Below are 22,329 nucleotides of genomic sequence, written 5' to 3'. Positions count from 1 at the left end.
ATACGGGAACAAGACCTAACGAGCGGAATTGACCCCCAGCTGAGGTTGGTAGGAAATGATGCTGCCAGGCGTATAGTGTTCATTCAAATAATCTTGTGGATTACAGCTATACAACCTTACAATACGTGCCTGATAGCCACTTAACGGCTCAATTTGCATCATGAAACCGTCTACTTCAACCTCTAAATATTGTGGGCTAAAAGCATCGAAACCTTCAAATATAACTTCCATTGGAATCACGGAATAATGGGTCACTGAACAAGCCCCCCAGAGTTCGCCACTTTCTTCGCTTCGATCCGGCTGTTCAGCTCACGAATGGCATCGCCGATGCCACCTACTTGATTGATTAATCCATATTTAACGGCATCAATACCAATTACCGTTGTTCCGATATCTCTCGTAAGTTCACCTGTCTTAAACATCAGCTCTTTAAACTTCTCTTCCGTTACGTTAGAATGTTTCGTTACGAACCTTACAACACGCTCTTGCATTTTGTCTAAATATTCAAAGGTCTGAGGTACTCCGATCACCAAGCCATTCATTCGAATTGGATGAATCGTCATGGTCGCTGTTTCTGCGATGATCGAATAATCTGCAGATACGGCGATTGGAACGCCTATACTATGTCCGCCACCTAAGACTAATGCTATCGTTGGTTTCGATAACGTCGCGACCATTTCAGCAATAGCTAAACCAGCCTCCACATCGCCCCCTACAGTGTTTAAAATGATCATGACACCTTCAATTTTGGAATTCTGCTCGGCGGCTACAAGTTGAGGAATCAGATGTTCATACTTGGTCGTTTTATTCTGAGGTGGGAGCACAATATGTCCCTCTATCTGTCCTATTATCGTTAGACAAAAAATATTGGATTCACCAGAAACCGTGTTCGTTTGTCCTAATTGTTGGATATTTTCGAGAACCGCATTTTTCTTGACTTCCTCTGATCCCGGTTCTTGTTCCTGTTCTTTCGAGCCTGGTGCTGATGCCACTTCATTATCCCCTTTCAAATTATGTTCACATACAAGTTGTGCAAGATCTCCCATAGTATGAATAAACTTGTATGCTTTCATGCATACTTCTCATTGCAACAACAAGAAAAAGCTCCCTCCAATTGGAGAGAGCTTTACTATTTGCATAGGCTCAAGTGACTTGTTCGAGTACCTAAACTTCCATAATGATAGGAAGAATCATTGGTCTTCTTCTGGTTTGTTCATATAAAAAGCGTCCGAGAACATCTTTCACATTTGTTTTTAAAGATGCCCATTCATTTACATTTTCATTCATAAGTTTAGTTAACGTATTTGTTACGATTCGATTGGCTTCTTCAAGAAGTCCTTCGGATTCACGAACATAAACAAATCCGCGTGAAATAATATCTGGGCCGGACAAAATTTTGCCATCTTGCTTACTAAGTGTAACCACGACTACAAGAATTCCGTCTTGCGACAGTAATTTACGGTCACGCAACACGATATTGCCTACATCCCCTACACCTAGTCCATCAATTAGGATGTTGCCGCTTTGAACTTTCGATCCTTTGCGTGCAGCCCCATTTTGAATTTCTACCGTATCACCAATATCGCACATGAAAATGTCTTCTTTAGGAATGCCGACAGTTTCGGCAAGGATAGCGTGTTGACGCAGCATGCGATATTCGCCATGAATTGGAATAAAGTATTTAGGCTTCATCAGGTTAAGCATTAGCTTTAATTCTTCCTGACTACCGTGACCTGAAACGTGAACACCAGTTACTGATCCTGGTCCATAAATCACGTGGGCACCGATGCGCATAAGCTCATCAACCGTTCTGCCAACGTAACGCTCATTTCCTGGAATCGGAGTTGCCGCAATAATAACCGTATCCCCTGGTAAAATATCAATTTTACGATGGGTTGAACGTGCCATTCTTGTTAGTGCAGACATCGGTTCGCCTTGGCTACCCGTTGAAAGGATAACTACACGATCAGCTGCAAGCTTATTAACTTCCTCTGGCTCAATCAACATGCCATCTGGAATGTGCAAGTAGCCTAATTCGCTAGCGATCGAAACCACGTTGACCATACTGCGGCCAATTACTGTCACTTTGCGATTCGTTGCTGCAGCTGCATCAAACACCTGTTGAACACGGTGAATATTCGATGCAAATGTCGCAATGACAACTCTTTGCTTCGCTTTACGAAACACTTCTTCAATCTCAATCCCTACACCGCGCTCAGAGCCCGTGTAGCCAGGACGTTCTGCATTCGTACTGTCTGAAAGCAAGGCAAGAACGCCTTTCTTTCCGATCTCAGCCATACGATGCAAATCTGCGTATTGCTCATTAACTGGAGTCTGATCAAACTTAAAATCTCCCGTATGAACAACAACACCTTCTGGCGTATCAAGTGCGACACCCACAGAATCCGGAATACTATGATTGGTTTTGAAGAAAGTGGCCGTAAGAACGCCTAGGGGAAGAACAGATTCCGAATTGATTAGAATTCGATTCGTCGTTCCGAGCAAGTTCGCTTCCTTCAGCTTAGCTTCAATAAGTCCCATCGTTAACTTCGTAGCATAGAGGGGAACATTAAGGTGTTTAAGCACGTAAGGTAAGCCACCAATGTGATCCTCATGGCCGTGAGTTATGATGATGCCGCGTACTTTATCCCGATTCTCTGTTAAGTACCCGATATCTGGGATGACAATGTCAATTCCGAGCATGTCCTCCTCTGGAAATTTCAAACCACTGTCAATGACAATAATATCGTTCGCATACTGAACGCAATACATATTTTTTCCGATTTCGCCCACGCCGCCAAGAGCGAAGATCAAAAGTTTATCAATATTTTTTTTGGACAAGAATATACCTCCTTCATAGATTGGACGACGAATTTTAAATGAAAAAACCGAACTAGTCACTTGCAACCATTATACATGAAAAAAAACAGCAAATACAAGTTAATACTGAATACGTTTAGATTTCCCAAAAAAAGAAAACCGATGCCGGAAGCACCGATTCATTAGGCATGATCATACAAAAAGTGATTGAATGAATTGTCCTTCTTGCTCGGATACACGAACTAACGGAAGTCGAACGCCGCCTGTTTCAATACCCTTAAGTGCCAAAGCATGCTTAATTGGCGCAGGGCTCGGTGCACAAAAAATACCAGTGAATACAGGATGAAGCTTACGATGAAGCTCAGCAGCTTGCTGAATGTTGCCTTCTAGATAATACTTTATCATAGTTTGCATTTCTTTTCCAATCACATGACTCGCTACGCTGATAATCCCTTCACATCCAATGGCTAAAGAAGGCAAAGTATTGCTATCATCTCCACTATATACGAGGAAATTAGGGGCAGCATGTGTAAGTATACGAGTCATTTGATCCGTATTCGAGCAATCTTTGGTCGCCACGATATTCGGTATTTGGGAAAGACGAATCGTTGTATCCGCATCCAGGTTCACACCTGTACGACCAGGCACATTATAAAGTACGACAGGTGTATTAACAGCCTCTGCTATTGCTTTGAAATGTTGATACAACCCCTCCTGTGAAGGACGGTTGTAATAAGGAGCAACAAGAAGTAAAGCATCCACGCCAATCTTCTCTACTTTACGCGAAAAAGCGATTGTATGAGCAGTGTCGTTGCTTCCAGTACCTGCGATGATTTTGCAACGCCCAGCCGCTACACGAACGGAAAGTTCAATAAGTCGCAACTTTTCATCTTCTGATAACGTTGGCGACTCCCCTGTCGTACCACAAATCACCAGGCTATCCGAATGTTGATCTTCAATTAAATAATTAATTAATGGCTCTACTTGATCCCAGTTGACCTGCAACTGATCATCAAATGGAGTAACCATTGCCGTGACTACTCTTCCAAAACTCACTTGGTACGCCTCCTGACTTTCTTGATTTATTTAAACAAATTAAATTTCCGATGAAGTGCACGCACTGACTTGATCATGTCGACACCTTGGACAAGCACCCAAATGGTTGTATTCGAATCAGCTGATTGCAGAATTCGGATATCTTCCACGGTTAATGCTTCAACAATATGCGCCATAATACCTGGTACGCCATTCATTCCGCCACCAATCACGGACACCTTCGCACAGCCACTCGTGAACTTGGGCTCGTAACCCTGCGCCTTGAGTAATTGAACTGCACGTTCAGCTTCATGATCAAAGACCGTATATACAACGCCTGAAGGGTTCACATTAATAAAATCAACACTAATCTGATGTTGAGCCATCGTTTTGAATACACGAAGCTGAAGATCAAATTCGCCATCAACGGCAGCAACCTGGATCTGTGTAATATTCGTGAAATGAGCAATCCCCGTAACAAAGCGATCTTTAACATGGTTAATATCTGTCGAGGTGTTGTCAGAAGCTGTGACTAGCGTTCCTTCTTCCTTGGTGAAGGTTGATCTCACACGAATAGGAATATTTGCTTGCATGGCAACTTCAACAGCTCGTGGATGAATCACTTTGGCACCATTGTGTGCCATATTACAAATCTCACTAAAGCTCACGCGTTGTAACGGTTTAGCATCTTCAACGATTCTTGGATCCGCTGTCAAAATACCATTAACATCTGTGAAGATATCCACAATTTCTGCTTTGAGTGCAGCACCAAGTGCTGTTGCTGATGTGTCACTGCCCCCGCGGCCTAATGTCGTCAACTCATCATTGCTTGTTTTCCCTTGAAACCCAGTGACAATGACAACCTGATCTTGCTCTAACAATTCAAGAATCCGATTAGGCTTCATCGCTATGATCTGAGCATTACCATGGTTCTCATTCGTGATCAGACCAGCTTGCCCACCCGTCAAAACTGTGGATCGAATTCCTGTTTTGTTCAATAAACTACACAAAAGTACGGCAGATATTAATTCTCCGCATCCCATTAACATATCGAGTTCCCGCGCGGGCAGCCCCTCCCCATTCTTCCGAACGAGGTCTAAGAGCGTGTCAGTCGCATAGGGTTCCCCTTTTCTTCCCATCGCAGAAACAACAACAACTAGTTTATAATGTTGAATTAGTGCGTCTTGAATATGACCAATAACGTGTTCTCTAGCTTGTGCGGTGGAAAGTGAAGTACCTCCGAATTTCTGGACAAGAATTCGCATGAGTTTCCCCCATTTTCACTGCTCAAATAAGCAGTTTGCTGATTATTGTTGCTCTATAGCAATATATTCAGCAATTTGCACGGCATTCCAAGCAGCACCTTTTAACAAATTATCTGAAACAATCCACATGTTAAGTGCTTTAGGGTTGCTTAAATCACGGCGCACACGCCCTACGAAAGTTTCAAGCTTACCTGCAGCATCAGTAGCAAGTGGATATTGTTGTTCTGCCGGATTGTCAACGAGTACAATTCCAGGAGCATTTGCGAGTAGTGTTCTCACGTCTTCCACGTCGAAATCTTCTTTCAATTCTACGTACACGGATTCAGAATGGCCGTAAACTACTGGAATACGCACGCATGTAGCTGTGACCTCAATGGACTCATCGCCCATAATTTTCTTCGTTTCAAGAATCATTTTCATTTCTTCATTTGTAAATCCATTATCTAGAAATTTGTCAATTTGCGGAATAGCATTGAAAGCAATCTGATGCTTTACTGGCAACGAGCCAACTGGTAAAATATCTGGCTTTGCCTCATTACCTGCTAGTACTTCTTTGGACTGTCTAAGCATTTCATTAATGGCTTTAGCTCCAGCACCAGAAACAGCTTGGTACGTGGAAACGATAATACGTGAAATCCCATAACGGTCATATAGCGGCTTAAGCGCTGCAACCATTTGGATCGTAGAACAATTCGGGTTCGCAATAATCCCTTTATGTTCATTGATTTTCTCAACATTCACTTCAGGAACAACAAGCGGTGTGTCTGGGTCCATTCGATATGCACTAGTATTGTCAATACAAATCGCGCCTGCTTCTACTGCATGTGGAGCTAATGCTTTCGTAACATCGCCACCCGCACTAAAGAGCGCAAGATCAACACCTTGAAAGCTATCCCGAGTTGCTTCTTGCACAACTACTTCTTGGCCTTTAAAAGCAATCTTTACACCTGCAGAACGAGCAGAAGAGAGTAATTTCAATTCCTTGATGGGGAAATTCCGTGCTTCTAGTAGACGGATGATTTGCTCGCCGACAGCGCCTGTAGCGCCTACAACTGCAACGTTGAAAAGCTTCTGGTTGGACATATGCTGGTTTCTCCCCCTCAAGTTGACATCTATCTGTTAGTATTGAAATCTCTCAATAATCATGGGCTGCAATTGTTTACCTTCCAGCGCAGCTTCACAAGCTTCCATAATCAAGTCCATCCTGGCCACCAACGAATTTGGTTTAGCTCCTGGCGCATCTTGACCGTAAGGCACAAAGTAAATATTCTTGGTAATCAAAAGTTTCGCAATATTCATTGCATTTAAACCCAGTCCATCATTCGTTGAAATCGCTAATACGAGCGGTCTCAAGTTCCTCATTTGTGCTTTAGCTGCCATAAGAACGGGACTTTCTGTCATCGCATTTGCTAGTTTACTAGTTGTATTACCCGTACAAGGAGCAATCACCATCACATCCAATAATTTGGATGGACCTAGCGGTTCTGCATCAACAATGGTAGAAATAATTTCATTACCCGTAATATCTTTCAGCATTTGCTGCCAGTCAGCAGACTTACCAAAACGTGTGTCTGTCGTCATAATTGTATTCGATACAATCGGAATGACACGAGCACCCGCATCTACAAATCTCTTAATTTGAGGCATGACCTCTTCAAGTGTACAGTGAGAACCGGTTAATGCATAACCGACTGTTTTCCCTTGCCAATTCATTCCACATCGCTCCTGTCTTTGAAGTCTTCCTCGATCAGCTGACTTAAGGTATTAGCCATAATACGGCCAGCTGTTTTGGGGGCGACGATTCCAGGTAAACCGGGCGCTAGCATCGCTTTTATGCCTCTCTTCTCGGCAAATCGAAAATCCGTTCCACCGGGTTTTGAAGCTAAATCGATAATAAGCGCGCGATGTGGGATATTGGTAATAACTTGCGCTGTGACTATCATAGTCGGAATTGTGTTAAAAAGCAAGTCAATATTCCCCACTTCCGGGTACAAATCCTTCGTATAAAAAGGCTGAAAACCCATCTCCCACGCCCTTGCATAATGCTCCGGTTTCCTGACGCCAACCTTGACGGTTGCCCCTAATCCTTGCAAAGTTTTGGCCATTGTGAACCCTGTTCGACCAAAACCTAAAACCATACAAACGGAACCATGAATAGTAATATCGGTGTTCTGGATGGCCATCATAAGCGCACCCTCTGCAGTTGGAATCGAGTTATAAATGGCTATGTCATCACGATCTAATAACTCTACAAGCTCAATGTCATGTGTTGAAACGAGCTTCTTCAAATAGCTCTTCGCCATACCTGTATATACCTTGGCATGTTTCGGCAATGAAGATATATGCTCATCTGTCAAAATCATCTCTTCACTTGAGAAAATAGATTCCACTTGTCCTGTCTCATCCGTACCTACAACTGGCAATATAAGTGCATCCACATGCCCAAACAACTCCGGATCTAACTTCACATTCGTAACACCGTGAAATTGCCTGCCGAGATTGTCAAATCCGAGTAATATAACGGTAGCGTCTAACTCAGTAAATTTCTGAATTACTTCAAGTTGCCGGGCGTCTCCTCCCATAATAGCAACCGAAATCCCAGTAAGCATTCTTGCTTACACCCCTTCCTCGGTCCGTTTCGATACGTTATAGTATGCGTTCGCCTAAGGATGGGTGACTTCCGACTTTGCATCCCCTGAAACAAGAAAGAACCCCTTCCTAAGAAGAGGTTCTTTCTTATTCGTCTTATGTAACCGGCCGTATTAGCGCCCTGTATGGCCGAAGCCACCTGAACCACGTACCGTTTCAGACAACTCATTGACAACGGTCAGTTGAATTTGTGGTACACGCTGGAATACCATCTGAGCGATGCGTTCATTCCGCTGAATAACGAATGGCTCTTGACCAAGATTAATCAGCAATACTTTAACCTCACCGCGGTAATCTGCATCAATGGTTCCCGGTGAATTAAGTGTTGTAATACCGTGTTTATAAGCAAGACCGCTTCTAGGGCGAATCTGTGCTTCTAGCTCAGGCGGCATGCTTAGCGCGAAACCAGTTGGAATCAATTGACGCTCACCAGGTGCAAGTACAATTGGCTCTTTAACTGCGGCATGCAAATCATAGCCGCTAGCCGCTTCAGACATTTTCTGAGGTAAGAGAATATCTTCTTGACCTTCGATTTTTTTCATTTGTACTTCATAATCAAAGAGAGACAAGCTGATCCCTCCTGAAACCGCTAATGACATCATCCGCATTTCCGACCATGGACAGAGCAAACGGTGTTGCAAATAAAGTTTTCGTCAGTTGGCGAATATGATCCATGTTTACACTTTCAATACGCTCAATCATTTCATCCAAACTATAATGCTTACCAGTCATCAATTCATTTTTGCCAAAACGGTTCATCCTGCTGCTCGTGCTTTCTAAACTCAGAATAAGGCTGCCTTTCAGCTGCTCTTTCCCCTTCTTAAGTTCATTATCTGTCATTCCGTTTACGGCAATATCATGAAGCAGCTCCATCGTAACTTTCAATACTTCTTCCGTTTGCTTAGGCGCCGTTCCTGTATAAATGGTAAACATTCCACAATCAATATGAGAAGAGTGATAGGAATATACGGAATAGGCTAAGCCACGTTTCTCCCGAATTTCTTGGAACAGTCTTGAACTCATACCGCCACCAATGGCATTATTCAATAAAACCATTGGATATAAATTCTCCTCTTGCAAAGACAAGCCAGGTAACGACAAACAAATATGGTTTTGTTCTGTTTTCTTCGCATGGAAAATCAACTCGCTAAGGAAATCTGGTGCATCATAGCTTGTTTCAACACCTGACTGGGAGAAGTCACCGAAATGCTTTTCAATTAATTCCTTTACACTATCATCAATATTCCCAGCGATACTCAGCACGGTATTCTCTGTATTGTAATTTTGTTTGAGATAAGAACGAAGATCATCTGACTTCATTTTGGACAAATTGTCTTGCGTGCCCAGAATTGTATACCCCAGAGCATGGTTGCCATATGAAGCTTTGGCTAACAAGTCATGAACGAGATCGTCCGGTGTATCTTCATACATGGAAATTTCTTCGTAAATAACGTTCTTCTCTTTTTCTAGCTCACCTTCATCAAAGGTTGAATGAAAGAACATATCCGAAAGGACATCCATCGCTAAAGGTAAATGTTCATCGAGTACTTTGGCATAATAGCACGTATATTCTTTGGACGTGAAGGCATTCACATTCCCGCCGATGCCATCAAAGATTTCTGCGATATCTTTCGCCGAATGACGTTCCGTACCTTTGAACAACATGTGCTCGATAAAGTGTGAAATACCATTGTTCGTTTGCGACTCGTTGCGTGAGCCTGTTTTTACCCAAATCCCGAATGTTACTGATCGAAATGTGGGGATTTGTTCCATAACCACTCTTAAGCCATTATGTAAGCGATATTTGATCACCAAGGTTCCTCCTCGAAATGGTACACCTAAAAGTCCAATTCTCCTATTATACTTCCTCAGTCTAACAAAAATGTGCCTAGGACTCAAATTAGCAGCAGTAAATCATGACTAATTCGTGATTTGCCCCTGTCCGGTGATCCTTTTTGAGGAAAGAAGGTCAGATACGGTACCTAATACCAACCCTTTTTTCTTAATCAGACTAATCATTCCTGGCAATGCATCACGTGACGAAACGGTTGGGTGCATCAAGATAAGTGTGCCAGGTTCAACATTGCTGGAGAGTCGCTCAAGAATGCGACCTGCTCCTGGATTTTTCCAATCTATCGTATCAAAAGTCCACAACACCGTTTGCAGCTTAAATTCTGAAGCGACTTGAATCGTTTCTTGATTGAAGTATCCGGATGGTGGAGCAAATAATGAGTTTCTAACACCGAGTTGCTTCAGCAAATCTTCTGTTTTCGAAATCTCCTCTACCGCTTTGCTCCGAGCGATCGTGCGCATGTCTTTATGAGAGTATGCGTGATTCGATACCTCATGTCCTTCGCTTATTATGCGTTTGGCCATTTCAGTATTTTTCTTTAACCAAGACCCATCAAAAAAGAATGTCGCGTGAACATTTTCCTTATGTAACGTTTCTAACATGCTAGGCAAGTATTCATTGCCCCATGCGACATTAATCATAAAGGAAACCATTGGTTTCTTCGAATTACCTTTATATACAGGATTGGGAGCAAGGTCGTCTAATTGGATTTTTGGCTCTACTTCCTTCATTACATAATTAATTTGATTTGGTGTCAATTGATGCTCCGCCAACTTCAGAGTCTCCTCAATATCCACTTCAAGACCATTATAACCTGGGATAGCTTTCCATACGGAATCTACTTTTGCATTAATTGGAGCGACCTTACGGTTCTCTGCTTCTTTCGTTATCGTTTCTAATAAGGTAGATTTATTGGCAGATGCAAAAACTGGACGTACGTCAACCCTCGTTTCAACATACTCACGATCATCATGAAATTGATTAATTTTCACACTTTGTATATAGGTTTCAACACTTGGGATCGCATTCACACTAAATAGAACCATAGCAAAAAAACTCCCAAGCAACATCCATTTTTTGTGGAGCATACACAGGTCCCCTTTCTTCATCTCCTGATTGTATGAATGTTGGGACAAGAGTAGAACCTGTGCATGTCCTCACTAGTGTGAAAAGCAAAAAAGAGACAGATAGATCTGACTCTTTATCCTGAATTATGAATGAAACGCACTCACGAATACAATTCTCTAGCTTTGTGCAGAGACTTGTGAAGTTAACGTTGCTTTGCGTGAAAGATTTACTCTTCCTTGTTGATCAATCTCTGTAACTTTAACCGTAATTTGATCACCAATGTTCACAACGTCTTCTACTTTCGCTACACGCTCAGTAGAAATTTGTGAAATGTGTACAAGACCTTCTTTACCAGGTAGAATTTCAACGAATGCGCCGAATTTCTCTACACGTTTTACTGTACCAAGGTAAGTTTCGCCAACGATGACTTCACGTACGATGCCTTCAATAATGGAACGAGCTTTCTCGTTCATTTCTTGATTCGACGATGCAATGAATACGCGGCCGTCTTGCTCGATGTCGATCTTCACGCCAGTTTCTTCAATAATTTTATTGATGATTTTACCGCCAGCTCCAATGACATCACGGATTTTATCCGGATTGATGTTCATTGTAAGAATTTTAGGCGCATATTTAGAAAGGTTTTTGTTTGGTGTAGAAATACGTGATACCATTTTGCTCAAAATATGCAAGCGGCCTTCTTTGGCTTGTTGCAACGATTGTTGCAAAATGCTGCGGTCGATGCCGTCAATTTTGATATCCATTTGTAATGCTGTGATACCTTCTGCAGTACCAGCCACTTTAAAGTCCATATCGCCTAGGTGATCTTCCATACCTTGAATATCGGACAAAATGGAGAAATGATCGCCGTCTTTGATAAGACCCATTGCAATACCTGCAACTGGCGCTTTAATCGGAACCCCAGCATCCATAAGTGCAAGAATACTCGCACAAATACTTGCTTGAGAAGTCGAACCGTTCGATTCCAATACTTCAGACACAAGACGAATTGTGTAAGGGAACTCGATTTCATTCGGGATGATCGCCTCAATAGCTCGCTCACCTAATGCACCATGTCCAATTTCACGACGACCTGGAGGACGCAACGGTCTTGCTTCCCCAACGCTGAATGGCGGGAAGTTATAATGATGCATGAAACGTTTCGTTTCAGTCAGATCTAAACCGTCCAAGATTTGAACATCACCAAGCGCACCTAATGTACAAATACTAAGAGCTTGCGTTTGTCCACGAGTGAATAACCCAGAACCGTGTGTGCGCGGCAACAAGTTAACATCGCACTCAATTGGACGAATTTCTTCTGGTTTACGTCCATCCGGTCTTACTTTATCATGCGTGATTAAGCGGCGTACTTCCTCTTTCACGATATCATAAAGCGTTTCTTTCACATCACCTAGAAGACCAGGTGTTTCTACATATAAAGCGGTGAAATGCCCAACCGCATCTGCATTGACAACATCGATTGCTTCTTGACGAGCATGTTTCTCAGGAATTTTGATCGCATCCACTAATCTTGCTTGAGCAAATTCACGCACCGCGCTATTCACTTCAGCATCGACAGCATGGAGTTTAACTTCCATTTTCGGCTTCCCTACTTGCTCAACCAATTCCTCGATGATCGCAACAATCTTGCGAATTTCATCATGACCGAACATGATTGCTTCAAGGACAACTTCCTCTGAAACTTCTTTCGCTCCAGCTTCAACCATCATAATTGCATCTTTGGTACCAGCTACAGTTAAGTGAAGATCGCTCTTCTCTGCAATTTCACCAGTTGGATTAATAACGAATTGTCCATCAACACGTCCAACAATCACGCCACCAACAGGTCCGTTGAAAGGAACATCAGAGATCGCAAGTGCAGCAGAAGTACCGATCATAGCAGCCATTTCAGGTGGGCACTCTTGATCCACGCTCATGACGATCGACACGATTTGAACATCATTACGGAAGCCTTCTGGAAAAAGCGGACGAATCGGACGATCCGTCAAACGGCTCGCAAGAATGGCTTTCTCACTAGGACGTCCTTCACGCTTGATAAAACCACCAGGGATTTTACCAACCGCGTATAATCTTTCTTCATAATTCACTGTTAACGGAAAGAAATCTAAATCTTTCGGTCCGCTGGAAGCCGTTACTGTGCTAAGCACAACCGTATCGCCATAACGAACTGTTACAGCTGCATTGGCTTGTTTGGCTAGTCGGCCTGTTTCAAGAATGAACGGCTTACCGCCAAGTTCCATTTGTACCCTTGTCTCCATAAAATCCTCCTAAGGCATGGTTTGAATTTCAAAATATGTGTTTGATAAACATGTACAGAAATCATAAGATCCAGAGACCAATCTGAAACTGCTCCGTATGTATGCAAAATAGACAAGCTATGGAGTTATCCTCTATTTCTGCGTTATGTCTAGTATTTCCTTCTTTTCCCGTTTTAAAAAATACAAGAAAAAGCAACCATTTGCTGCTCTCTGCCAGAGCTTTATCAAGCCTAGCAAAGGAGCAACAGGTTGCTTCTCATTGTCGGTTTTATCGACGCAAACCAAGCTTTGCAATCAAAGCACTATAGCGGCTTACATCTTTGTTTTTAACATATGCTAGCAACTTACGACGTTGTCCAACCATTTTAAGCAAACCACGACGGGAGTGGTGATCTTTCTTGTGTGTACGAAGGTGGTCTGTAAGGTTAACAATGTTTTCTGTAAGGATTGCTACTTGTACCTCAGGTGAACCTGTGTCGGTATCGTGTACCTTGTGAGTTTGAATCAGTTGCGTTTTGCGCTCTTGCGTAATTGCCATAATCGTTCATCTCCTAAATTCTATTAGTATCCCCGCTAGCCTAGAAAGCGCCGATGAAAACGTCAATCCAAGCTAAGGTTCATGCCAAACGAACAAGTCCATTCGACAACGTTATTCAGTATATCACAATTGACTAGTAGAAGTAAATGTAGGATTAAGTCTCTAACGTCAATTTCTGCCTAGCTTCCTCTGCATCAAGTTTTATTTGAGCAACTAATTCTTCTAGTGAAGTGAATTTACGTTCGGGTCTAAGAAAAGCGATAAGCTCAACCAGAACGGTTTCTCCATATATTTGCTCAGAAAATTCAAATAAATGCGCTTCAAATGATGGTTTTAGTTCTCCTGTCTCAAATGTTGGTTTCACACCAATATTCATGACACCTTGATACACTTCCCCGCGGACGGTTGCTTTTATTGCGTAGACACCGTTCGTTGGACTGACATACGGTTCTTCTAGTTGGAGATTAGCTGTAGGAAAACCAAGGGTTCTCCCTCTCTTCGCCCCATCTACGACAGTACCACTTATGCTATAGGGACGTCCTAACAGCCTAGTCACAGTTTCCAATTCTCCAAGCTGCAATGCTTCACGTATACGCGTACTGCTCACTTTTTCACCATTCATATGAAAAGGTCTCACCACTTCAACAGAGAATTTCCCGTGACTCAACTCGCAGAGTGAATCCGGAGTACCTTTACCTTGAAATCCAAAGGTAAAATCAAAACCACATATGACACTATCCACGCCAAGACGATCAAGGACTTGATCTACGAATTGTTCTGGAGAAAGTCGCATGAGCGAGGCATCAAACGTTACGATGTAAGCATGATTGATGCCCATGCTTTCAAAGATCTCCATCTTCTTCTTCGTGGGAGTCAACGACTCCACATATTTATCTTGCCCCATTACAGCCCTAGGATGAGGATAGAAGGTCATGATGGCCGAGTTTAGTCCAAGGTTCTTAGCTGTTAGCTTTGCCCGTCCTATTACCTCTTGGTGTCCTAAATGTACACCATCGAAGTCACCAATGGCCACCACTTGCTTCCCTACAAACTGTGTTAGCTGATCCAAATCCATCGGATATGATATTGGTATTATTTGCATAAAAGTTCATTCACCTACCCATTTCAACCCGTCCCGCGACGTTATGATTAAAGGAATACTTTGGCCGGGACCAAGACGTGGCTAGTGCTTTTCCATTCAAACAGACCAAGAAATCGTTCATCTGGAGAATAGGCCCGAAATATGGTTTGTGATGCATCTGCATGAGCCACTCGATTCGCAGCTAGAGCTATTTTCTTACCTTGCAAGGAATGAAGCGCTTCTTGATCAGTGAGGGAGATAGATGGCATGTGTGAGATCGCAACATCCATCGGAATCATATGCTGCTGCAATGATCCTTTCTCCAGCAATTGAACAATCTGCTCAAATGTTAAACATTGCTCTTTACGAATATTCCCTGTTGACGTACGTATCAAACTTACCATAACGGCTGGATATCCGAGTACTTTTCCTAAATCTACACATAATGTTCTTATGTAAGTACCTTTGGAGCAAACAGCTCGGAAACGAATTTCAGGGTGCTTCTGATCCAAGTTGAGTTCGAGAATCTCAAGTTCATGGATGGTCGCTTTCCTAGCTTTTCGTTCAACTTCCTTACCTTCTCTCGCCAATTCGTAGAGTCGTTTACCATCTACTTTAACAGCAGAGAACATAGGAGGGATTTGTTCGATGTCTCCTACGAAAGATTCCAGCACTTCACGTACTTGACTTTCGTCAAGTGACACATGAGGCACCTCTTCCAAGACTGTCCCCGTCATATCCTCAGTATCTGTAGATAAACCAATACGTAAAACAGCTTCATATTCCTTCGGCAACTCTTGAATATATTCAACCATCCGTGTAGCACGACCGATGCAAAGTGGCAGTACCCCTGTCACTTGTGGGTCAAGCGTACCCGTATGACCAATTCTTTTAATACTTAGAATCCTTCTAACTTTGGCGACAACATCATGTGATGTAAAGCCCGCTGGTTTCCAAACAGGCAGTATGCCTTCTAGCGTCATTTCAGCTTGTCCCCTACTTCCTCAACCATTCTAGCAATTGCTTCATCTAGCGTACCATGGATAGTACATCCTGACGCTCGAACATGTCCTCCACCGCCTAGTGATTGTGCTACTGCAGCAACATCGACTAGTCCAGAGGAGCGCAGACTTACTTTAATGACGCCAGGTGCCTTCTCTTTAATCAACATACCTACTTCAACACCCTCAACATTACGAGGATAATTCACTAAACCGTCCAAATCATCGCTCGACGCACCTGTTAACTCTAAATCTGCGAGCGACACAGCAAGCCAAGCTAACTTTCGATCATAGGCAAAGGAAAGTGTGGATAGCGCTTTTTGGAGAAGTACAATCTGTGCATACGTCATTCGTTCAAGTACATGCTCTGCGATTTCAGCACCCTTGACCCCTAACTCCAACATGGAGGCTCCAATTTTCATAACCTCTGAAGAGGTATTGGAGTAACGAAATCCACCTGTATCTGTAAGCAAGCCAGTATAAATGCATTCACCGAAGTAAATATCAGGTTGCAGTTTCATATGTAACGCCAAATCATACAAGATTTGAACGGTCGCCGCGGCATCATGCTTGATTAAATGACAGGAACCAAATTCATCATTCGTTGGATGATGATCAATATTGAGCAGGTTTGCCTGTTCATCAAAAAGAGTGCTGATCCTACCCATTCTGGAGAAATCAGCACAATCAACACTTATGATGGTTTGATAAAGTCGATTCGGTGCCTGTTCACTAAAATCAATCGTATGTTTACTACCTGCTAAGTAGGAAAATTTAGAGGGCATAGCGCCCTCATTGATCATTGTGAATGACTTCCCAAGCCGACTTAATATCCAACCTGTTGCATACGTTGAACTGGCAGCATCTCCATCCGGCTGGATGTGAGATACTACCAAGAAATCATCATGCTGCTCGATAAACGCAGCTGCTGCTGCCAGCTGCTGACAGTATTCGGTGGCATGGTTCATTCCGCTATTCATACGTTTGTATTTCCTTCCTGATTGAGCTTATACAACAATTGGTCAATGTGACTACCATAGTCGATAGAAGCGTCAAATTTAAACTGAAGCTCTGGAATCTTACGTAAACGAATTCGCTTGCCTAATTCAGAGCGAATATATCCTGAAGCAACAGAAAGTGCCTTAAGGGTGGCAGCTTTCTCTTCTTCAGTTCCCATTACGCTTAAATAAACACGAGCAAGAGATAAATCATTCGTCACTTCAACACCTGTAACGGTCATGAAACCAATACGAGGATCTTTCAGTTCAGCTTGAATGATTTGACTAAGCTCTTTCTTAATCTGTTCGCCAACTCGACCTACACGAACTCTAGCCATTTATTATCACCTCTCAACGGACTCCATGATAAAGGCTTCGATGATGTCGCCCTCTTTAATATCATGATAACGCTCAAGAGATATACCACACTCATAGCCTTGTGCAACTTCTTTTTGATCATCCTTGAATCGTTTCAAGGAATCAATTTTGCCTTCATGAACAACAATTCCGCTACGTACTAAGCGAGTTTGTGCATTACGAGCAATTTTACCTGAAGTTACATAACAACCTGCAATTGTTCCTGAACCTGTAATTTTGAATACATTACGTACTTCAGCTTGACCAAGAACAACTTCTTTGAAGATTGGATCCAGCATGCCTTTCATCGCTTGCTCGATTTCTTCGATTACGTTGTAAATGATGTTATGCAGACGGATATCAACTTTCTCTTGATCAGCCGTTGCTTTCGCAGCAGGCTCAGGACGAACGTTAAATCCAATAATAATCGCATTGGAAGCAGATGCCAGAATAATATCTGATTCAGTTACTGCGCCAACACCATTGTGAAGAATCTTAACGCGAACACCTTCAACTTCAATCTTCTCAAGAGAGCTTTTCAGTGCTTCTACAGAACCTTGAACGTCACCTTTGATAATCACATTCAGATCTTTCACTTCACCATCTTTAATATGCTTAAAGAGGTCTTCCAGAGTAACACGTGAATTAGCTGTCATCTCTGATTGACGAAGTGCAATCGAACGACGATCTGCAATGTCTCTTGCTTTACGCTCATCTTCATAAGCCAAGAACGGATCCCCAGCTTGTGGAACTTCTGTCAGACCCGTGATTTCAACCGGAGTTGAAGGACCTGCTTCTTTCAAACGTTTACCTTTATCGTTTACGATCGCACGAACACGACCGAAGCATACACCGGCAACGAAGCTATCTCCAACTTTTAACGTACCGTGTTGAATTAGGATTCTAGCCACAGGGCCTCTTCCTTTATCCAACTCAGCCTCAATAACAGTCGCTCTAGCACGCTTGTTCGGGTTAGCCTTGTACTCTTGTACTTCAGCTACTAGCAAAATCATTTCAAGCAAGTTTTCGAGACCAATACGTTGTTTTGCGGAAATTTCGCAGAAAATCGTATCGCCGCCCCACTCTTCCGGAACTAACTCATAAGCCGTTAGAGCTTGCTTGATTTGGTCTGGATTAGCGCCTTCTTTATCAATCTTGTTCACAGCAACAATGATCGGTACGCCAGCCGCTTTAGCATGACTAATCGCTTCTACGGTTTGTGGCATTACACCGTCATCTGCTGCAACAACGATAATCGTAATATCCGTAACTTGAGCACCGCGGGCACGCATTGTAGTAAACGCTTCGTGACCTGGTGTATCCAAGAAAGTAATTTTCTTATGATTAACTTCGACTTGATAAGCACCGATGTGCTGTGTAATTCCGCCTGCTTCACCTTCAGTTACACTCGTTTTACGAATGGCATCAAGCAATGTTGTTTTACCATGATCGACGTGACCCATGATCGTAACAACAGGTGGACGTTCGAGCAAGTCAGCCTCGTCATCGATTTCTTCGAATGTTTCGAAGTTATCTTCTTCGACTTTAATTTTGATTTCAACTTCAACACCAAATTCGGTCGCAATCAATTGAATCGTTTCCAAATCTAGCTCTTGGTTGATCGTAGCCATTGTGCCAAGGAATAAAAGTTTCTTAATAACTTCAGAAGCATCTTTGTGAAGCAATTTCGCTGTTTCACCAACAGTCATATTACCACGAACGATGATCTTCTTAGGTGTGTTATCCACTTTTTCTTTCTTAACCATGTCTTGTTGGTAACGACCTCTGTTGTTGCCGCGTTGGTTGCCTCTGTTGTTGCCACCAGGACCACGATTACCACCAGATCTATTGTCGTCAAAACGTTTTGGAGTTGGTTTGGATTTCTTCGTTGTGATCACGCCAGCTTTTGCTGCTGCATCATCCAACTCAGCCGCTGTTGCGCCAACATGGAATTGCGGTTTCGCTTCTTGAACAACCGGTCTTCCACTTTGGTTATTGTTGCGGTTCTCAAATGGCTTTGACTGACGATTAGGTCCAGCGCTGCGATTCGGACTAGATTGTGGACGTCCGCTGTTCGCGCTTTGACCACTGCTTGCGCCAGCGCCGCCTGCACCTTGATTCGGACGAGTGCCTGCATAATTACTATTCGTGCGAGGTGCTCCGCCTTGTCCTTGGCCGCCTTGGCTGTATCCTTGACTAGCTGGACGACTGCTATTGTTGTAGCCACCGCTGCTTCCACCTGCAGGACGTTGTCCACCAGGATTGGAACCTTGGTAACCACCCGTACGTTGTCCGCCTTGGCTGGAGCCTTGGCCTGCTGGACGTTGTCCACCAGGATTGGAACCTTGGTAACCTGTACGTTGTCCACCTTGGCTGGAACCTTGAGGACGTGCACCGTTTGGATTAGAACCTTGATAGCCAGTACGCTGACCACCTTGACTACTATTAGAACGGTTTCCTTGATAATTACTGCTTTGACCACTTGGACGTGATTGTGGTGGGCGACTTGACGTATTTTGTGTAGACTGACCTTGTTGTGGAGACGTGACTCCAGTTGATGTAGTCGGTTGACTAGTTGATTGTTGCTCAGTAGTAACTGGCTTTGCCGCCGGAGTTACTGCACCTTTATTCTCTTGTGCTGGAGCCTGCGATGCAGGATTCTGATTCGTCGTAGATGAACTCACATTTCCTCCGTCCGTAGCTGCTCGTTTGGCAGCTGCATTAGCTTTGATATCTCTAAAAAACTTTTCCACACTGCTAACAGCGTCATTCTCCATAACACTCATATGGTTGTTAACAGGTATATTTAATCGTTTGAGAATGGTAATAATTTCTTTGCTGCTCATATTGAGCTGTTTCGCGTATTCGTACACGCGTGTCTTGTCTTTATTATCTTGTTTATTGGTCAATATGTTTCACCTCCGCAGGATTTTCTTGACTCTTCTGCAGCATCTGCGCGAAGCCTCCGTCCAATACACCTATGGTGACACGCATTTCTTTCCCAATGCTGCGGCCCAATTCATACTTCGTACCGACTTCCATGAGCTTAACCCCATAAAATAGGCATTTATCTTGAAATTTCTTACGTGTATTAGCAGAAGCGTCTTCCGCCATAATAACTAGCTTGGCCTCACCCGAGCGAATGGCTTTGAATACACCTTCGTCACCCGTAACGAGTTTACCGGCTCTCATCGCTAATCCTAATTGATTTAAAAATTTAGGATTCATCTTCTGATTCCTCCTCCTCTTTCGAAGAAAGGAATTCATCTTCTACACGAATGAAATCTTGTTCCAGTTGGTCATAAATGTCTGCGCCTACAGCATGCTTCAGAGCTCTATCCAGGGCTTTGCTTTTCTTTGCCAATTTAAAACAAGAAACTTTACCGCACAGGTAGGCACCGCGCCCAGACTTCTTCCCCTTAAGATCAATGAGAATGTCATCCTCAGGCGTTTTGACGACGCGGATCAATTCCCTCTTCGGCATCATTTCCTGACAGGCAACGCATTTTCTCAGAGGGATTTTTCTCTGCTTCATTCCGATCACCCCTTGTTCCAAACAAAAACTTAATCGATGCTAATCGAATCTTGGTGCATCTCTTCCGAGTAAGTTTTCACTCTGCCATATTCTTGTTCTGCTTGTGTTTCGCTCTTGATATCGATTTTCCAGCCTGTTAGCTTTGCAGCTAAACGGGCGTTCTGTCCTTTAATCCCAATTGCCAGAGAAAGCTGATAATCAGGTACAATGACTCGTGCCATTTTTTCATTTTCATGAATCTGAACTTCAAGCACTTTAGAAGGGCTTAGCGCATTCGCTACATACTCTTCTACACTCTCCATCCAGCGAACGATATCAATTTTCTCTCCGCGCAGCTCGGTTACAATCGTTTGTACGCGAAGTCCTTTAGGGCCTACGCATGATCCGACTGGATCAACCTCTGGGTTACGAGAATGAACAGCAATCTTCGAACGGAAGCCTGCTTCACGTGCAACGGAACGAATCTCTACTACGCCATCGAAAATCTCAGGCACTTCAAGCTCAAATAGACGCTTCAACAACCCAGGATGTGTTCTCGATAAAATAATTTGAGGTCCCTTTGTCGTGTTCTCGACTTTCGTAATATAAGCTTTAATACGGTCTCCCTGTTTGAACTTATCCGTAGGCATAAGCTCCGTAAGTGGAAGAACAGCTTCTACTTTGCCAAGATCAACATAAATATTACGTTGGTCTTGACGTTGCAGGATACCCGTTACGATATCTTCTTCTTTATCGATAAAAGCATTATAAATTAAGCCACGCTCGGCTTCGCGGATACGTTGCGTTACAACCTGTTTAGCGGTTTGTGCAGCAATACGTCCAAAATCACGAGGCGTCACTTCAATTTCAACAATATCTTCCAATTGGTAGTTCGGATTAATTTCACGCGATGCATGAACAGAAATTTCCAATCTTGGATCCAATACTTCCTCTGTTACGGTCTTCCGTGCATAAACCTTAATAAGACCCGTATGTCGATTGATATCTACACGTACGTTCTGTGCCGTGTTGAAATTACGTTTATAACTTGAAATCATCGCCGCTTCAATAGCATCAATGAGTAGCTCCTTGGAGATACCCTTCTCTCGTTCAATTTCCGACAGCGCTTCAATAAAATCCGTGTTCATTTGAACTGAGTCCCCCCCTTCAATAAGTAACGATTACTAAAATACGATAGCGAGACGTGCACTAGCTACTTTAGCAACCGGAATGCTGATTTTCTTTTTACCAATCTCAATCACGAGTACTTCCTCGTCATAAGACTGCAACAACCCTTCAAATTCCTTAGAACCGTCGATCGGTTCGTACGAAGTAACAAATACGTGACTATTCACGGCTTTATAAAAATCTTGAGTCTTCTTAAGCGGACGTTCTGCTCCAGGAGAAGAAACTTCCAAGAAATAAGCATCAGTAATCGGATCTTTCTCATCCAATTGAACACTTAAGTATTCACTGATGCGGCCGCAATCATCTATATCAATTCCGCCTTCTTTGTCAGCATAGACGCGAAGGAACCAATTGCTGCCTTCTTTGACATATTCAATATCCACGATTTCAAATCCATTTTGTTCAACAAAATCCTTCAGCATGTCCTCAATGATGGATTTGATTTGTTCTTGTGTAGCCACAGATATGTGTACCTCCTAAATTGACTTCTCCTTGTCGTATCCCGAAAAGTCCTATATCAAAATGTAAAGAGTGGGTTTCCCCACTCTTTAATCACAAGATGATATCCTCATTATTGCCAATAAAAATTATACCATAACCATTCTTTGCATTACAATAGCAAACTTGTTAATCATTTTCACTTGACAGCTTAAAGTTTTTGAAGAAAAAGTGACTTCTTAAGTA

22 protein-coding genes are annotated in these 22,329 nt (G+C 42.9%); all 22 read right to left on the bottom strand.

The genetic code is table 11. From position 1 onward, the window contains the following. Window positions 1–15 precede the first annotated feature (15 nt). Window positions 16–255, bottom strand: a complete 240-nt coding sequence (locus tag GC096_RS31490; RefSeq protein ID WP_171635865.1) for a YlzJ-like family protein — start codon at window positions 253–255, stop codon at window positions 16–18. Next, entirely contained in the window at window positions 252–1,073 is an 822-nt protein-coding gene (locus tag GC096_RS31485) for a ClpP family protease (RefSeq protein ID WP_246303068.1), read from the bottom strand. The genes GC096_RS31490 and GC096_RS31485 overlap by 4 nt, the downstream gene beginning before the upstream one ends. A gap of 91 nt (window positions 1,074–1,164) precedes the next feature. After that, complete coding sequence (locus tag GC096_RS31480) at window positions 1,165–2,841, bottom strand: ribonuclease J (protein ID WP_056625086.1); 1,677 nt, start codon at window positions 2,839–2,841, stop codon at window positions 1,165–1,167. Between the two features lie 171 nt (window positions 2,842–3,012). Beyond that, entirely contained in the window at window positions 3,013–3,876 is an 864-nt protein-coding gene (gene dapA / locus GC096_RS31475; RefSeq protein ID WP_171635863.1) for a 4-hydroxy-tetrahydrodipicolinate synthase, read from the bottom strand. A gap of 26 nt (window positions 3,877–3,902) precedes the next feature. Then, entirely contained in the window at window positions 3,903–5,120 is a 1,218-nt protein-coding gene (dapG, locus tag GC096_RS31470; RefSeq protein WP_056625076.1) for an aspartate kinase, read from the bottom strand. A gap of 42 nt (window positions 5,121–5,162) precedes the next feature. Continuing rightward, on the bottom strand, window positions 5,163–6,203 hold the full coding sequence (locus GC096_RS31465; protein ID WP_171635861.1) for an aspartate-semialdehyde dehydrogenase: 1,041 nt from the start codon (window positions 6,201–6,203) through the stop codon (window positions 5,163–5,165). Window positions 6,204–6,239: 36 nt separating this feature from the next. Beyond that, window positions 6,240–6,833 (bottom strand): dipicolinate synthase subunit B, encoded by a 594-nt coding sequence (locus tag GC096_RS31460; RefSeq protein WP_056625070.1) that lies wholly within the window; start codon window positions 6,831–6,833, stop codon window positions 6,240–6,242. After that, complete coding sequence (gene dpsA, locus GC096_RS31455) at window positions 6,830–7,729, bottom strand: dipicolinate synthase subunit DpsA (protein WP_056625067.1); 900 nt, start codon at window positions 7,727–7,729, stop codon at window positions 6,830–6,832. The genes GC096_RS31460 and dpsA overlap by 4 nt, the downstream gene beginning before the upstream one ends. Before the next feature lie 153 nt (window positions 7,730–7,882). Next, a complete protein-coding gene (dut, locus tag GC096_RS31450; RefSeq protein ID WP_246303105.1) occupies window positions 7,883–8,311 on the bottom strand; it encodes a dUTP diphosphatase in 429 nt (142 codons plus the stop codon). 13 nt (window positions 8,312–8,324) lie between these two features. Then, the gene (locus GC096_RS31445) at window positions 8,325–9,581 is read right to left on the bottom strand and encodes a M16 family metallopeptidase (RefSeq protein WP_171635854.1); all 1,257 of its coding nucleotides are present in this window, start codon (window positions 9,579–9,581) and stop codon (window positions 8,325–8,327) included. 108 nt (window positions 9,582–9,689) lie between these two features. Next, entirely contained in the window at window positions 9,690–10,667 is a 978-nt protein-coding gene (locus GC096_RS31440) for a polysaccharide deacetylase family protein (protein ID WP_246303067.1), read from the bottom strand. Between the two features lie 198 nt (window positions 10,668–10,865). Beyond that, entirely contained in the window at window positions 10,866–12,968 is a 2,103-nt protein-coding gene (gene pnp, locus GC096_RS31435; RefSeq protein ID WP_171635850.1) for a polyribonucleotide nucleotidyltransferase, read from the bottom strand. A 268-nt stretch (window positions 12,969–13,236) separates the two neighbouring features. Then, window positions 13,237–13,506, bottom strand: coding sequence for a 30S ribosomal protein S15 (rpsO, locus tag GC096_RS31430; RefSeq protein ID WP_028558319.1), 270 nt, complete (start codon window positions 13,504–13,506; stop codon window positions 13,237–13,239). Between the two features lie 154 nt (window positions 13,507–13,660). Next, window positions 13,661–14,608: a bifunctional riboflavin kinase/FAD synthetase gene (locus GC096_RS31425; RefSeq protein WP_171635848.1), complete on the bottom strand. Its 948-nt coding sequence runs from the start codon at window positions 14,606–14,608 to the stop codon at window positions 13,661–13,663. A gap of 47 nt (window positions 14,609–14,655) precedes the next feature. Further along, entirely contained in the window at window positions 14,656–15,570 is a 915-nt protein-coding gene (gene truB / locus GC096_RS31420) for a tRNA pseudouridine(55) synthase TruB (protein WP_171635846.1), read from the bottom strand. Then, window positions 15,567–16,568 (bottom strand): DHH family phosphoesterase, encoded by a 1,002-nt coding sequence (locus tag GC096_RS31415; protein ID WP_246303065.1) that lies wholly within the window; start codon window positions 16,566–16,568, stop codon window positions 15,567–15,569. The genes truB and GC096_RS31415 overlap by 4 nt, the downstream gene beginning before the upstream one ends. After that, on the bottom strand, window positions 16,565–16,924 hold the full coding sequence (gene rbfA / locus GC096_RS31410; RefSeq protein ID WP_056625044.1) for a 30S ribosome-binding factor RbfA: 360 nt from the start codon (window positions 16,922–16,924) through the stop codon (window positions 16,565–16,567). Before rbfA ends, GC096_RS31415 begins: the two co-directional genes overlap by 4 nt. A gap of 6 nt (window positions 16,925–16,930) precedes the next feature. Beyond that, window positions 16,931–19,789, bottom strand: coding sequence for a translation initiation factor IF-2 (gene infB, locus GC096_RS31405; RefSeq protein ID WP_446686388.1), 2,859 nt, complete (start codon window positions 19,787–19,789; stop codon window positions 16,931–16,933). A 52-nt stretch (window positions 19,790–19,841) separates the two neighbouring features. Next, window positions 19,842–20,171, bottom strand: a complete 330-nt coding sequence (locus GC096_RS31400) for a L7Ae/L30e/S12e/Gadd45 family ribosomal protein (RefSeq protein ID WP_235550652.1) — start codon at window positions 20,169–20,171, stop codon at window positions 19,842–19,844. Next, on the bottom strand, window positions 20,161–20,478 hold the full coding sequence (rnpM, locus tag GC096_RS31395; RefSeq protein WP_056625035.1) for an RNase P modulator RnpM: 318 nt from the start codon (window positions 20,476–20,478) through the stop codon (window positions 20,161–20,163). The genes GC096_RS31400 and rnpM overlap by 11 nt, the downstream gene beginning before the upstream one ends. A gap of 29 nt (window positions 20,479–20,507) precedes the next feature. Continuing rightward, entirely contained in the window at window positions 20,508–21,605 is a 1,098-nt protein-coding gene (nusA, locus tag GC096_RS31390) for a transcription termination factor NusA (RefSeq protein ID WP_028558311.1), read from the bottom strand. Between the two features lie 36 nt (window positions 21,606–21,641). After that, complete coding sequence (gene rimP, locus GC096_RS31385) at window positions 21,642–22,106, bottom strand: ribosome maturation factor RimP (RefSeq protein WP_268796259.1); 465 nt, start codon at window positions 22,104–22,106, stop codon at window positions 21,642–21,644. Window positions 22,107–22,329: the final 223 nt, after the last annotated feature.

Origin of the sequence: Paenibacillus plantarum, from assembly GCF_013141695.1 — a bacterium.
Lineage (GTDB): Bacteria > Bacillota > Bacilli > Paenibacillales > NBRC-103111 > Paenibacillus_E > Paenibacillus_E plantarum.
Note: the sequence above shows the minus strand (reverse complement) of the source record. Positions and strands in the feature narration are given on the sequence as shown.